Origin of the sequence: Actinobacillus indolicus (assembly GCF_004519515.1) — a bacterium.
Taxonomy (GTDB): Bacteria; Pseudomonadota; Gammaproteobacteria; order Enterobacterales; family Pasteurellaceae; genus Glaesserella; species Glaesserella indolica_A.
In genome coordinates this window covers 1283836-1297797 of the sequence record NZ_CP038145.1, presented here as the reverse complement: position 1 = coordinate 1297797, position 13962 = coordinate 1283836, and the positions used below count along the sequence as shown (strand labels likewise).

At 39.1% G+C, this 13962-nt stretch carries 17 protein-coding genes; 2 read left to right on the top strand and 15 right to left on the bottom strand.

What is annotated here, in order from left to right; genetic code table 11:
- Positions 1–118: 118 nt before the first annotated feature.
- A complete protein-coding gene (gene aroQ, locus EXH44_RS06430) occupies positions 119–562 on the bottom strand; it encodes a type II 3-dehydroquinate dehydratase (protein WP_162856731.1) in 444 nt (147 codons plus the stop codon).
- Positions 563–570: 8 nt separating this feature from the next.
- Positions 571–909, bottom strand: coding sequence for an arsenate reductase (glutaredoxin) (gene arsC / locus EXH44_RS06425; RefSeq protein WP_162856730.1), 339 nt, complete (start codon positions 907–909; stop codon positions 571–573).
- A 134-nt stretch (positions 910–1043) separates the two neighbouring features.
- On the opposite strand from arsC, the gene EXH44_RS06420 reads away from it, so the two are divergent.
- Both EXH44_RS06420 and EXH44_RS06415 read left to right on the top strand, forming a co-directional pair.
- Positions 1044–2582: a YjjI family glycine radical enzyme gene (locus tag EXH44_RS06420; protein WP_162856729.1), complete on the top strand. Its 1539-nt coding sequence runs from the start codon at positions 1044–1046 to the stop codon at positions 2580–2582.
- A 21-nt stretch (positions 2583–2603) separates the two neighbouring features.
- Complete coding sequence (locus EXH44_RS06415) at positions 2604–3392, top strand: 4Fe-4S cluster-binding domain-containing protein (RefSeq protein ID WP_162857538.1); 789 nt, start codon at positions 2604–2606, stop codon at positions 3390–3392.
- A gap of 86 nt (positions 3393–3478) precedes the next feature.
- Here EXH44_RS06415 and lipA read toward each other — a convergent pair whose 3' ends face one another.
- The 13 genes from lipA to EXH44_RS06350 all read right to left on the bottom strand — a co-directional run bounded on the left by lipA (position 3479) and on the right by EXH44_RS06350 (position 13838).
- Positions 3479–4441, bottom strand: coding sequence for a lipoyl synthase (lipA, locus tag EXH44_RS06410; protein ID WP_162856728.1), 963 nt, complete (start codon positions 4439–4441; stop codon positions 3479–3481).
- Positions 4442–4453: 12 nt separating this feature from the next.
- Positions 4454–5110 (bottom strand): lipoyl(octanoyl) transferase LipB, encoded by a 657-nt coding sequence (gene lipB / locus EXH44_RS06405; RefSeq protein WP_162856727.1) that lies wholly within the window; start codon positions 5108–5110, stop codon positions 4454–4456.
- 3 nt (positions 5111–5113) lie between these two features.
- Positions 5114–5701, bottom strand: coding sequence for a Fic/DOC family protein (locus EXH44_RS06400; protein WP_162856726.1), 588 nt, complete (start codon positions 5699–5701; stop codon positions 5114–5116).
- Complete coding sequence (locus EXH44_RS06395) at positions 5667–5852, bottom strand: antitoxin VbhA family protein (RefSeq protein WP_021114106.1); 186 nt, start codon at positions 5850–5852, stop codon at positions 5667–5669. Before EXH44_RS06395 ends, EXH44_RS06400 begins: the two co-directional genes overlap by 35 nt.
- 20 nt (positions 5853–5872) lie before the next feature.
- Complete coding sequence (gene ybeD / locus EXH44_RS06390; RefSeq protein WP_162856725.1) at positions 5873–6172, bottom strand: DUF493 family protein YbeD; 300 nt, start codon at positions 6170–6172, stop codon at positions 5873–5875.
- A gap of 115 nt (positions 6173–6287) precedes the next feature.
- The gene (locus EXH44_RS06385; RefSeq protein WP_425266835.1) at positions 6288–7469 is read right to left on the bottom strand and encodes a serine hydrolase; all 1182 of its coding nucleotides are present in this window, start codon (positions 7467–7469) and stop codon (positions 6288–6290) included.
- 12 nt (positions 7470–7481) lie between these two features.
- The gene (locus EXH44_RS06380; RefSeq protein ID WP_162856724.1) at positions 7482–8462 is read right to left on the bottom strand and encodes a septal ring lytic transglycosylase RlpA family protein; all 981 of its coding nucleotides are present in this window, start codon (positions 8460–8462) and stop codon (positions 7482–7484) included.
- Positions 8463–8510: 48 nt separating this feature from the next.
- Positions 8511–9638, bottom strand: a complete 1128-nt coding sequence (rodA, locus tag EXH44_RS06375; RefSeq protein WP_162856723.1) for a rod shape-determining protein RodA — start codon at positions 9636–9638, stop codon at positions 8511–8513.
- Positions 9631–11583, bottom strand: coding sequence for a penicillin-binding protein 2 (gene mrdA, locus EXH44_RS06370; protein ID WP_162856722.1), 1953 nt, complete (start codon positions 11581–11583; stop codon positions 9631–9633). The genes rodA and mrdA overlap by 8 nt, the downstream gene beginning before the upstream one ends.
- Before the next feature lie 6 nt (positions 11584–11589).
- Positions 11590–12057, bottom strand: coding sequence for a 23S rRNA (pseudouridine(1915)-N(3))-methyltransferase RlmH (rlmH, locus tag EXH44_RS06365; protein WP_135673913.1), 468 nt, complete (start codon positions 12055–12057; stop codon positions 11590–11592).
- A complete protein-coding gene (rsfS, locus tag EXH44_RS06360) occupies positions 12058–12372 on the bottom strand; it encodes a ribosome silencing factor (protein WP_135673911.1) in 315 nt (104 codons plus the stop codon).
- A gap of 811 nt (positions 12373–13183) precedes the next feature.
- On the bottom strand, positions 13184–13492 hold the full coding sequence (locus EXH44_RS06355; protein ID WP_162856721.1) for a helix-turn-helix domain-containing protein: 309 nt from the start codon (positions 13490–13492) through the stop codon (positions 13184–13186).
- Positions 13493–13502: 10 nt separating this feature from the next.
- Complete coding sequence (locus EXH44_RS06350) at positions 13503–13838, bottom strand: type II toxin-antitoxin system RelE/ParE family toxin (protein ID WP_162856720.1); 336 nt, start codon at positions 13836–13838, stop codon at positions 13503–13505.
- Between the last annotated feature and the right edge of the window lie 124 nt (positions 13839–13962).

Sequence of the window (13962 nt, the reverse complement as noted above, 5' to 3'; positions counted from 1 at the left end):
TGAATTTTTATGAATTTGCGACGAAAATCTTACAAAAATGATGGATTTGTTAGCAAATTTGCCACTGATCGTAGCAGTTCAGTTTTTCTCTTTTTACTTCAGACAACAAAAAGTGGGTTTATTTCCCATTCTTTAAAAACTGAATAGCATAATCTAAAGCATAATCGTAACCTTTTGTTCCTAACCCACAAATCACACCTTTTGCAACATCACTTAAATAGGAATGATGGCGGAAAGGCTCACGGGCGTGTACATTGGATAAATGAACTTCAACAAAAGGAATGGCAACCGACAACAAGGCATCACGCAAGGCAACGCTGGTATGAGTAAACGCACCAGGGTTGATAATGATAAAATCAACCTTTTGAAAGCCTTGATGAATCCGATTAATCAAAGGTTCTTCGCCATTTGCTTGAAAATAGTCAAACGCAAAGCCTTGTACTTCTGCTTGTTGTTTTAAATGTTGTTCAATATCAGACAGCGTTTGTGAGCCGTAGATATGCGGTTCACGTTTGCCGAGCATATTTAGGTTTGGACCATTTAACAATAAGATGCTTTTCATCATTTTTCCTATAATAATGTGTTGACTAATTCAGGTGGTCTGCAAAGTTTTGTGCCTTTCTGGCTGCTTACAAAAGGTCGATTTAGCAGATTAGGGTATTGGGCAATCAACGCGAAAATATCGTTGTCACTCATCTCTGGCGTAATCTGTTGGTAAGCATCCACATCGCTACGAATGGCATCTCTTACAGACAGTCCACTTTCGGTAATCAGCTGGGTAATTTGTTCGACATTGAGCGGAGATTTCAAGTATTCAATGATGTTCGGCTCAATGCCCGCTTCCTGAATGATCGCTAAGGTTTCACGGGATTTACTGCATTTAGGGTTATGGTAAATCGTGATTGTCATTGCTCACTCCTTATGCATTTGGTTATTGACGAGATTGCAGATCAAGAAAATGCTAAGTATCTCGCATTTTTATATTAAGCAAAGTGCTACAATCATACTGATTTTTTAGCCAAATTGCGAATGGGGAATTAGCGATGCAAGCGACATTACAAGATATTTTAGATACCGTGAAATCAAACGGTTTAACTTACCAACAAAAATTGATGATTATTGGCAACATTGCGGAACGTCTGTTTAACCCGATGGATCTGCTCGGCTATACGCAAGAAGAGTGGGATCACATTAATAATCAGATGATCTGCGATCTGAACGAAGGCTATGCGATTTATCGTCCACGTTATATTTTGCCCGATTACAGTGTGTATATTAAAAAAGGTTGCCAATTTTTAGATTTGCCACCGCCTAAGGATCTTGATGAAGCACTTGATGGCTTGTTAATCATCTACTCACACGTGCCGTCGATTACTACCTTCCCTGTCTATATCGGGCGTTTAGATGAGTTGTTAGATCCGTTTATTACCAATGAAGAACAAGATTACATCAAGATTAAACGATTCTTAAATCATATTGATAAAACCGTGCCAGATTCATTCTGTCACGCCAATATCGGTCCTTATGATACCAAAGCAGGTCGCTTAATTCTCAAGGCGGTGATTGAGCTTGAAAATCCAACGCCAAATATGACGATTCGTTATGATAAAAACAAAACATCTCGAGAATTTGCAGAGCTTGCTGCGAAAGCCTGTTTGTTAGTATCCAAACCGTCTTTTGCAAATGACGCTTACTATATTTCAGATTTAGGTGAGCAGTATGGCGTGGCCAGTTGCTACAACGCATTGCCTGAATGTGGCGGGGCTTACACCTTAACTCGCCTACGTTTAGGCACTATCGGGCGAGCTTGTAAAACGGTGGACGAAATGGTCAATCACCTATTACCAAAAGTTGCCAAACTTGCCCTATCCACAATGGATAAACGCCATAAATTCCTTGTGGAACAAAGCAACTTTTTTGAAACGGATTTCTTAGTAAAAGAAGGCTTTATTGAGCGGACTAACTTCACGGGAATGTTTGCGATTGTTGGGCTTGCAGATGCGACCAATCATCTACTTAAACAAGAAGGTTTAGATGAAACCTTTGGTAAGAGCAAACGTGGCGATGAAATTGCGACACAAATTATGGAAAAATTGCGTGAAGTAACTAATGCTCACCAAGGCCTTTATGCAGAACGCACAGGCAACCGCTATTTGCTCCACGCACAAGTTGGGGCAAGTATGCACGAAGAAGATAAGGCAAATGCACCAGCTCACCGAGTGCGTGTCGGCGAAGAGCCAACATTGCTTGCTCACTTAAAGCAGTCTGCTCCGTTCCATCAATACTTCCCATCGGGTACGGGCGATCTGTTTGCCTTTGACCAAACCTATGTCGATCATCTTGATGCGGTTGTCGATATTATTGACGGTGCATTTGCCCTTAACTATCGATACATTACCACTTATTTGAAAAACACCGATTTGATTCGAGTAACAGGCTATTTGGTGAAGAAAAGCGAAGTAGAACGTTTCCGCAAAGGTGAAGCGGTGTTAAGAGATACCACGTGGTACGGTTCAGGTACGGATGAATGTGCTAATGTGTTTGATCGCCAATTACGTGATGAACAAGATGTGAAGGGCTAATTTGTAAAAAATTCAATGGAAATGACCGCTTTATCTGAGATTTTTGTCCCTTTGCACCGTATTATTCCGTTCTCAAACGTGGAAGGGCAAGGCAATCGAACATCTATTTTCTTACAGGGCTGTAAGCTAAATTGCCTCTATTGCCATAACCCCGAAACCATTCCACGTTATACGGCAGATGCAAAGCAAGTGAGCCTACAATATCTCTACGAGCAAGTGATGGACGCAGTGCCTTTTATTCGTGGTGTCACAATTTCGGGGGGAGAACCGACGATTCATCATAAAAAATTAGTACCGCTATTTAAGGCTCTCAAAACACAGGGGCTTACGTGCTATTTAGACAGTAGCGGTTTTTTTGATTATGAAACAACGCTTCCTTTAATTGATGTGACGGATAAATTCCTGTTTGATTTAAAAGGGCAAGGCTTAGGATTGCAGACGCTCTGTTTTGAACGTAAAAACCAAGCAGGGAAAGTACCGAACCAACTTATTCCGAGCTATCAACATATCAAAAGTGAGAACCTAGATCGCAATTTGCAAAATCTAGCTAAATTGTTACCGCTTGGAAAGGTGGAAGAAGTGCGTTTAGTCTATTTGACGGAGTTCTTTGATAGCAAAGCATTAGTCAAACAGGTTGCTGATTTACTGATGCCTTACCCTGATGTCGCCTTCAAAATTATCCGAGTGCATACCAAAGGAAGCCGAGATCCTGAAGGATTAACCCCTTTTGTCCCTACCAATGAACAAGTCGATGAATTGGCTAAATTTGCAGAGTATTGTGGGATTAAGAAGGTGGTGAAGATTTATTAGACTAAAGGATTATTGATCTGCACCTTAATGAGTAGGAGGTTAATTCCACTTTTGAGGGCAGATCAATTTTTAAAATTTTTATCCTTTTACTTCACCAACTCACCTTTCGCTTGTAAATCTGCGTGGTAGGAAGAGCGGACGAAAGGTCCACAGGCAGCGTGTTCAAAGCCCATTTCGTTGGCTTTTTTACGGAACATATCAAATTCCGTTGGGTGAACATAACGTGCCACTGGTAAATGGTGGCGACTTGGTTGTAAATACTGCCCTAATGTCAGCATTGTGACCCCGTGATCACGCAAGTCTTGCATCACCTGTAAAATCTCTTCGTTGGTTTCCCCTAAACCGACCATAATGCCTGATTTAGTTGGAATATTTGGGAAAACCGCCTTAAATTCCTTGAGCAATTTGAGCGACCATTCATAATCTGCACCTGGACGAATTTCTTTATACAGGCGTGGCACGTTCTCAAGGTTATGGTTAAACACATCTGGTGGATTTTCTTTTAAAATTTCAATCGCTTGTTCAATGCGACCACGAAAATCTGGCACTAAAATCTCAATTTTAATCCCAGGGTTTAACGCACGGATTTCTTTCACACATTCCGCAAAATGTCCTGCACCACGATCAGGCAAATCATCACGGTCCACAGAAGTAATCACCACATATTTGAGCTTCATATCCTGAATGGTTTCCGCCAGTTTCTTCGGCTCGTCTTTATCTAAAGGCAACGGCTTGCCGTGAGCCACATCGCAGAATGGGCAACGACGAGTACAAATTGCCCCCATAATCATAAAGGTTGCCGTGCCGTGATTAAAACATTCGTGCAAGTTAGGGCAAGAGGCTTCTTCGCACACAGAGTGTAACCCGTGGCGACGCATACCGTTTTTGATACTTTCAATTTTCGCTGAGTTGGCTGGCAGTTTAATTTTCATCCACTCAGGTTTTTTCAGTAATTCTTGGTTGGGATCGATATTTTTAACGGGAATAATGGACGTTTTAGCAGCATCACGATACTTTACGCCACGTTCCATTTTAAAAGGTGTACCCATTCGATAATTGTCCTATTTGTTAATAATTTGTTGCTTATTATAGCCGAGAATTTGGGTAAAGTAATCGACCAATTTAGGCGAAACTTTGTCGCAATCGGCTTCAGCTTCAGCGACAAAATCAGCCAATTGACACATTTCCAACCCTGCGTAGCCACAAGGGTTGATGTTGCGAAACGGCGTTAAATCCATCTGGATATTCAACGCTAGTCCGTGAAACGAACAGCCTTTACGAATGCGTAACCCGAGGGAACAGATTTTCTTACCGCTCACATACACCCCGGGGGCATCTGGTTTTGGATAGGCATCAATCCCATAATCTGCAAGGGTTTTCACTACACATTGTTCCAATGCCGTCACCAAATCTCGTACGCTCAAATCGTTACCTTTTGCTTTGTGGCGTTTAATGTCAATCAGCACATACATAATTTGCTGTCCTAAACCGTGATAGGTAATCTGCCCACCACGATCCGATTGTACCACGGGGATATTCGTTGGATTGAGCAGATGCTCAGGTTTCCCAGCAGAACCTTGAGTAAACACCGATGGGTGCTGAACCAGCCAAATTTCATCAGCGGTCTGTTCATCACGCTTATCGGTAAAATCCTGCATTTTGTGCCAAATTTCTTGGTAATCTTGCACACCAAGTTGGCGAATGATAAGTTGGGGCATAGGTTATAACTGTTTTATCCGTTGTCTAATAATCTGTTCAAGCAAGCTATAATCACAACGTTGTGATTTAATGGATGCTTCAATGTTTTCTTCGGGGCTTAACTGACCAAAATGTATTTGATAGCCAGCTTGTCGAGCAAGTAATATCAAAAAAGCCCTTTGCGTTCTGCCATTGCCTTCTCTAAAAGGGTGTAACATATTAATTTCACCCCAATAAAAAGCTAAACGCTGAATAAATGGCTCTAACGCCAGTTCTCGCAAATAGTTCTCTGCTTTTAGTTGAGCAAAGAGTTTATTCGCTTCAAGCTCAATCCGCAAAGGTAACGCAAACATAGAAGATCCTTTACTGATTGAGATTGTTCTCAACTCACCTGCCCACTCATAGACGTCCTCAAATAAAAATTTATGAATAGCCTTTAAATGTGCTAAATCAAATTTTCCTTCGAGCGGTTTTTGTAACAACAAGGTCAGTTTTCGTAGAACAAAAATGGTTTCCGCTAGATCAAGCTCTTCTTCTGTCTTTGCCCCAAGCTTATTTTTTAAGATACCTGCTTGATTAAGATAGGGATCTCGTCCGCTCCCATATTTCATAAGCCGACTCCATTAACTGTTTATCATTAATTTCCCCTGCTAACCAAGCAGACATCTGTTCAAGATTTTCTTGGGTTGGAGATAAAAATTCTAACGCAAATGAATCAACCGCATCTTGTAGGGCTTGGCTCTTACGTTGAAAGAGTGTCATTTCATTCCCCTAAATTTTTATTACAACACCATTCTCACGCCTTCAATTTTGGCTAAGTCAGCGTACAATGTCTCGACTTGTTCGATATTTTCGGCTTGAATGGTGACGGATACCGAATGATAAGTCCCTTTACCACTTTCTTTGAGAGACGGGTTATAGTCCCCTTTAACCACTTTTTGCACTTCGCTCACGACATCATCGATTAGACCTTCACGAGCCGCCCCCACCACTTTGAAAGTAAATGAACAAGGAAATTCAAGTAAGTCTTTTAATTTTTGTTGTGGAATATCGGCTAAATTTACGTTTTTTGTTTCTGCCATTTCGTATCCTTATGAATGTGATAGCGGTGCGATCTTGCAAATTTTTTGCAAAATCCCACCGCTTGTAAGATGTCTCCTAAATGGGGATCATTATTTAAATTACAAGAGGCGGAAATTAGTTGAATAGCCCTTTCACCGTTAAGACTATCCAATCCCACGCTTTGCCAAAAATACCTGCTTCTTCAACATCTTGCATGACTTGCAGATCAATAGAAGCAATATCTTTATCATTTAATTGATAAATTACTTTCCCTACAATTTGACCTTTAGCTAATGGTGCTTCTAAATTGTTTTTATCCAACGTATAACGGGCCTTAAGCTCTGCGGCTTTTCCTTTTGGCACAGTAATATAGCTATCATTTAATGTACCTAGCTGAATTTTACCCACATCACCATAATAAACACTTTGCTCTAATACATTCTGCCCCGCTGAAAGTGGCTTAACGGTCTCAAAGTTGGCAAAACCCCATTGTAATAGATTTTTGCTTTCTACTTCACGGCCTTTCATGGTTGGCACACCCATCACAACTGAAATAAGACGCGTATTAGTATTGTAAGCGGACGCAACTAAATTATAGCCAGCTTTATCGGTATGGCCTGTTTTCATCCCATCTACATTGATAGATTTATCCCACAATAAACCATTACGGTTAGGTTGCTTAATTTTATTGAAGGTGAAATCTTTCTCTGCATAGATCTTATATTCTTCAGGTAAATCACGAATGATATGAGCACCAATAATCGCCATGTCACGTGCTGAAGAATATTGCTCTGGATGGTCTAAACCATGTACCGTTGCAAAGTGAGTGTTTTTTAAACCAAACTGTTGCACATATTTATTCATCACATCAATAAAGGCTTGTTGTGAACCTGAAATATGTTCCGCAATTGCCACACAGGCATCATTACCTGATACAACAATAATTCCCTTATTAAGATCAGAGACTGAAACTTGTTGATTTAAATTGAGAAACATCTTCGATGATCCTGGGAATTTTTGCCCCCAAGAACTCTCTGTTACTGTCACTAAATCTTCATTTTTAATTTTTCCAGATTTTAATGCCTCACCGACAACGTAGCTCGTCATCATTTTTGTTAAACTCGCAGGATATTGGCGTTGATCTGGATTTAAGCTGGTCAATACAGCACCTGAATTATAATCCATTAGAATGAATGTTTGCGCATTTAACTGAGGTGCAGGAATACCAAAATCGATATCGTTAGCATAAGCAACATTTAAGCTAGAAAAAGCAAGTGCACATAAACTTGCTGTTTTAAGTAATTTACTTTTCAACATATAAAATCCTATCTATTTTTCTGAATAACTTATCACACGATAGCCCAAACGGTTGAGCTGCTGTCTTACTTTTATTGATTCATTTGCCGATGCAACATCAATCACAACATTAAAGCGATTGCCTTTTTCTATAATATGGCTTTTTGCTTTCACCGCATTTGCCACTTTCTTCGCTTCTTTTTCTGTTTTTAATTGCAGAACTTTTACTGCAAATTTCGGTTGGGATATGACCGCTTGTGTTGCCGGTTTGGTTGTCTGTTCTACCTGTGTAGCCGGTGTCGCTTTTATGGCTAATGAATCACCTGATTTTTTTACTTTTAAATTTAAGCCTTCTCTTTTTGCCAAATGATAAAGAGCTTCAGCCCCTTTACCGATAATATAACCTTGGCTATCAACTTGCATTGCCTCAACTTTAACACGAGCTGTACCAGATTGAATCATACCAATCTCTTTTGCAGCGCCTTTTGATAAGTCAATAATACGACTTTTACTAAATGGACCACGATCATTGATTCTTACGATCACTTTTTTTCCATTACGTAAATTTGTGACTAATGCATAAGAACCTAACGCTAAAGTTTTGTGTGCAGCGGTATAAGCATGTTTATTAAAAATCTCGCCATTGGCTGTTTTTCTTCCATGGAATTCACCGCCATAGTAACTAGCTACCCCTGTTTGACTATATTGTTTAGAGGCTTCTTTTCCAATAATTTTATGGGTTTTACCTTTTTCTCGATAAGTTCTCTGGCTAGTTGATACCTTAACAGGTTTTAAAACTGCACCTTTTACGCCATATAATTTTTGTGTTTCATTCACAGTTTTAGCGGTAGCTTTTTTCTTTGTTGCTGATTTTTTTACAACTTTAGCTACGGCTTTCTTTTGTGTTTTTTGAGCTACCACACTTTTTGTTTTTTGTGGTGCAGCAATTGAATCTAACGGGCTAAATGCCACTAGACTAGCCAATAATATTGTTGCAATTTTGGTTAGTTTCATAGAAGTTCCTCTTAATAATACAATGTAAATTTATCAACTAAATCCACACTATAATTTAGTATAAGGATTATTTTTGTCTCGACGTTCACGATGAACATAACTCGACATCATTAATCCAAAAGCCGCCATAAGCGTCACATAAGATGTTCCACCGTAGCTAAAAAGGGGTAATGGTACACCTACGACAGGTAAAATACCGCTCACCATACCAATGTTCACAAAAACATAAACGAAAAAAAGTAGCGATGTTCCGCCAGATAAAATTCGTCCAAATGCAGTACCCGACTTTGCTCCAATCATTAAGCCTCGAGCAATAATAAAAAGATAAATCACCAATAAAATTAATACCCCAATCATACCGTGTTCTTCACTTAATACCGCAAAAATAAAATCGGTATGCGGTTCAGGCAAAAACTCTAATTGTGATTGAGTACCTTCCATCCAGCCTTTTCCTTCAATGCCACCTGAGCCGATCGCAATCTTAGACTGAATAATATGATAACCAGCTCCTAACGGATCTTTCTCTGGGTCAATTAATGTCATCACTCGAGTTTTCTGATAGTCATGCATTAAGTAAAACCACATAATTGGAATAAAGCCTGCTAAAAAGACCACGCCAGCACCAATAAGTTTCCAACTTAATCCAGCAAGGAAAAGTACAAATACCCCAGCGGCACACACTAAGATAGAGGTTCCTAAATCGGGTTGAGCTGCAACCAACAAAGTTGGAACAATAATCATCGCAAGAGCAATAGCCGTATCTCTAAAATCGGGTGGAAGTGAGCGTTTACCTAAATAAGCCGCCACCATCAATGGCACCGCAAGTTTTGCGATTTCTGAAGGCTGAAACCGAACGAAACCTAAATTCAACCAACGTTGTGCACCTTTACTCGTTTCACCCACTAAATCCACGAGTACTAACAAAATAATACAAACCACATAGAGATATGGAGAAAGTTTCTCATAAAACCGAGGTGGAAACATTGCCATTACGAACATAACACCAAGCCCTAGACAAACTTGGATAATTCTATTGGTAAACATTCGCTCACTGCCACCACTAGCACTATAAAGAACCAGTAAACCATAGCCTGTAATAGCAAACAGACCAACTAGGAGCCATATATCTAAGGCAAAAATTTTCCAAAAACGGCTTAAAAATGATGATTTATTCACTTAATCCCTCTGTAGCTTCAATAGCAAGCGGTGATTTTGTTTCCACATTTTGCGAATCTGTAGATTTAAGCAAATGCAACAATGCATAATCCATGATCTTACGAGCAACTGGTGCTGCAGTACTACCGCCACCGCCCGCATTCTCTAAAATAATTGAAATAATCACTTTTGGATTTTCATAAGGTGCATAACCAATAAACCAACCATGGTCATGAAGATCTTTTTTCAATCCTTTTGCATTGTAGTTTTGCCCATTTAAACTGAAGACTTGTGCTGTACCCGTTTTTCCAGCTGCACGATATGCTGTTCCTGCAAAGGCTTTTTTACCTGTTCCGTTGCTTGCATTAATAACGTTATACATACCTAACTTAGCCAGTTGCCAATATCGACTAGAAACACCAGTAATATCTTCATACAACAGCGGATCTTTATATGGTGTCACTTTGGTGGACATCACTTCTTTCATTAAGTGAGGGGTGTTCACTTTTCCATCATTGATTAAGACGGCTGTCGCTTTAGCTAATTGTAATGGCGTAGAAATCCAATAACCTTGTCCAATGCCAACGGAAATTGTATCGCCTTGTAACCAAGGTTTTTTATAACGTTTTTGTTTCCACTCTCTGCTAGGCATAATACCGACAGATTCTTCTGCTAAATCAATCCCTGTTTTAACACCAAAACCAAACTTTTTCATCCAGTCAGACATTTTATCAATCCCCATATCGTAGGCGAGTTGATAAAAGAATGTGTCTGAAGATTCTACAATCGCTTTATGCACATCCGTTCTGCCATGACCACTCTTTTTCCAGTCACGGAAACGTTGTGTTGAGCCAGGTAAAATCCAAAAACCAGGGTCAAAAATAGTTGTACTTGGGGTAATTTTACCTTCACTTAGCCCTGCGACTGCCATAAAAGGCTTAATGGTTGATGCGGGGGGATAAGTTCCTTGAGTTGCACGGCTATATAGCGGACGATCAGGATCTTCTAGAAGTTGCTTATAATCCTTTCCCGAAATTCCATCGACAAATAAATTATTATCATAACTTGGGTTCGTCACCATAGCTAAAATACTGCTATCTTTCGGATCCATGACAACTACCGCCCCTTTCTGATTACCCAATAAATTTGCCACAAAGCGCTGTAATTCAATATCAATGGTTAATCGAATACTTCCGCCAGCAACAGCAGGCTGATCACGCAATTTACGGATGACTTTACCACGGTTGTTGATTTCAACTTCTTCAAAACCGGTTATGCCATGAAGTTGTTCTTCATAAAATTTTTCAATCCCTAATTTACCAATATCAGATGTTCCCGCGTAATTTCCATATTTTCCTTCATCTTCTAAACGCTTTTTATCTTTATCGTTAATTTTCGCAACATAGCCTAAAATATGGGTCAAGACATCACCATAAGGATAATTACGTTTGAAATATGCGTGAACATCCATACTTGGGAAACGGTGTTGATTCACAGCAAAACGTGCAATTTGCTCTTCTGTTAAATCGGGCTTTAATAAAATTGGGGTATAACGTGAGGCTCGTTTTTTTTCTTTACGGAAATTCTCAATATCTTCATCACTCAAGCCAACGAGTTGCTTAAGCTCTTCTAATGTTTGTTCTAAATTATCTACCTTCTCTGGCACAATGTATAAGCCAAAGTAAGTTAAATTTTCGGCTAAGACTTTACCATTACGATCGTAAATTAATCCACGTGTAGGCGGTACAGGTAATAATTTAATACGATTGCCATTCGAACGTGTTTGATAAGAATCATAGTCAACAACTTGTAAATGATAAAGGTTAGTCAGTAATACACCTGTAAGGACAAGAACACCAATAAAAGCCACGAAAGCACGACGAACAAACAAATTTAACTCTGCTTGCCCATTACGCACTTTTTCGTAACGTTTTGATTTCGTGAGTTTGCCTAATTTACCAATCATGCGTCATTATTCTCGATGATAAGGGTGATTTGTGGTTAAAGACCAAGCTCGGTACATGCTCTCTGCCACCACTATTCGCACAAGGGGGTGCGGTAAAGTGAGCGGTGAAAGAGACCAACTCTGTTCTGCGGCAGCTTTACATTCAGGCGATAAGCCTTCAGGCCCACCAATTAATAGACACACATCTCGCCCGTCGTTTTTCCAACTTTCTAATTGCTGGGCAAGCTGTTCCGTTGTCCATGGTTTACCTGGAATATCTAGCGTAACGATTTTTCCACGCCCGCAAGCAGCCAACATTGCCTTACCTTCTTGCTCTAAAATACGCTTAATATCCGCATTTTTGCCACGCTTTCCAGCTGGAATTTCAATAAGCTCAAAAGGCATATCTTTTGGGAAACGGCGTTGATACTCTTCAAAACCTTTGGTAACCCAATCAGGCATTTTAGTTCCCACTGCCACTAATTGAATTTTCATCTATACCCAAAGTTTCTCTAATTGATACATTTCACGACTATCTTGTTGTAGGATGTGCACAATCGCTTGACCGAAGTCGACAACGATCCAATCTGCGACAGACTTACCTTCGTGAGCAAAAACTTCAACACCCGCTTTTTTACTTTCTTCAATTAAATTATCCGCCGTTGATGCCACATGGCGACTTGATGTCCCCGTACATACAATCATAGTATCGGTAATACTGGATTTTCCACGCACATCTATCGCTTGAATATCTTGAGCTTTGAGCCCTTCTAATGTCTCTGTTAAAAATTGAACTAAATTCATGACCATCTTTATTCTACTTATTTTAAAAGGCGCGAATTATACCATAGAAAAGTGAAGAAACAGGCAAAATGCCATAGCAAGCGGTTAGATTTATGAAAAGTTTTGCAAATTTTTAGCTGGAGTTTTAGAAGAGAAAAGATTGGCGGAGCGTATGGGAGTCCAACTCATAGCTTAACCATTTGAAATTTAAAGATTTTATTTTTGCAACTTAAAATCTTGTTACTAATCTTGTTACTATTTTTCATTCCATACCACTAAATAGATTGTTATTTAATCAATTTTTAGTAGCTAAACACTACAGAATTTTGAAGTTTATCACTTGTATAGGATTGTTTTTAAAATTGGTGGTTCAGGTGAAGAACGTTCACTTTTTACTATGGTGATATAACTATGCTTAAGGTGTCATCTCCTCAAAATTGAGGAAACGATTTAATTTTAGGATAATCCATTTACTTAAAATAACACGCCTTGCAATTTTAAGAGGCTGAAGAAAACCAATATCAGCAAATTCGACATCTACCGCCATCATTCTAGGCATAATTATTCACTTTTAATCAAAAGATGATGATGGCTAGAACCCCGAAAAATTGCCGAAAACCACGCCGCCGCAACCCCGTGGAAACCCCCACCCCGTCGGGAGTACCTTTTTAATTGGAGCAAATATATAATTATATTTCCTATGTATAATTTTGTATAAACCCCCTAATTCTTAAAGCCCACAAAAAAGCCCTACATTCAAAAAATGTAAGGCTTATTGTTTAGTACATCTGCTTAACATCGCAATCATAGATTTTTGAGAAGCGTTCTATTAATGAATTTAAGCATTCGCAATTTGTTCAAATAGTTGAGGTGATTTCTGTACCATTTTAAGCAAGAGCATAGCTTGCTGATTTGGTTTGCTTTTGCCTTGCTCCCACCCTTGATAGGTTCTTACACTTGTCCGCAATTTTAAAGCAAATAATGCTTGTGATAGGTTTAACTCCTCTCTAATAGCTTTGATTTCTTCTGCTCGCATTTCTAAAGGCTCAGGGCGTGCTAAGCTTTCCATTTTTAGCGTTCTTTTCCCATCTAAAAACTCCTCCATTGCTGTTAAGCCTTCCATTAAATCATTATAAAACTTTGTCATTCTAGTTCCCCTATAGTTTTGTTTTGATACGTTCAATTATTGTAATTAGTGATTTTTGTTGTTCCAACGTTAGATCGGTTTGCTCATTTTTGCCGTAAGCCATAATTAAAAATATTTGGCTTTTGGTTTGAAAGTAGTAATAAATAACCCTTGCTCCTCCTCGCTTGCCTTTGTTCCGCTTATTGTCTGCTATTCTTATCTTTCTCAATCCTTTTAAGCCTTGTATCACATCGCCTTTTTCAGGGTTTTCTAATAATTCATTTTGGAAAGCTCTATACTCTTCATCTGTTAAATTCTCCGCTCTAAATCTTTCGAATGGTGGTAATTCAATAAAAGTTAAATTCATTCTATAAATCCGTTAATTGCGTATAGTTCTATTATATACTCTTTTTGCGTATAGATACATCATAAAAGCTAATTTATTGCTGTTCCCCAAAATGTGTAGCATAAAAAGAGATATTATCCGCAGA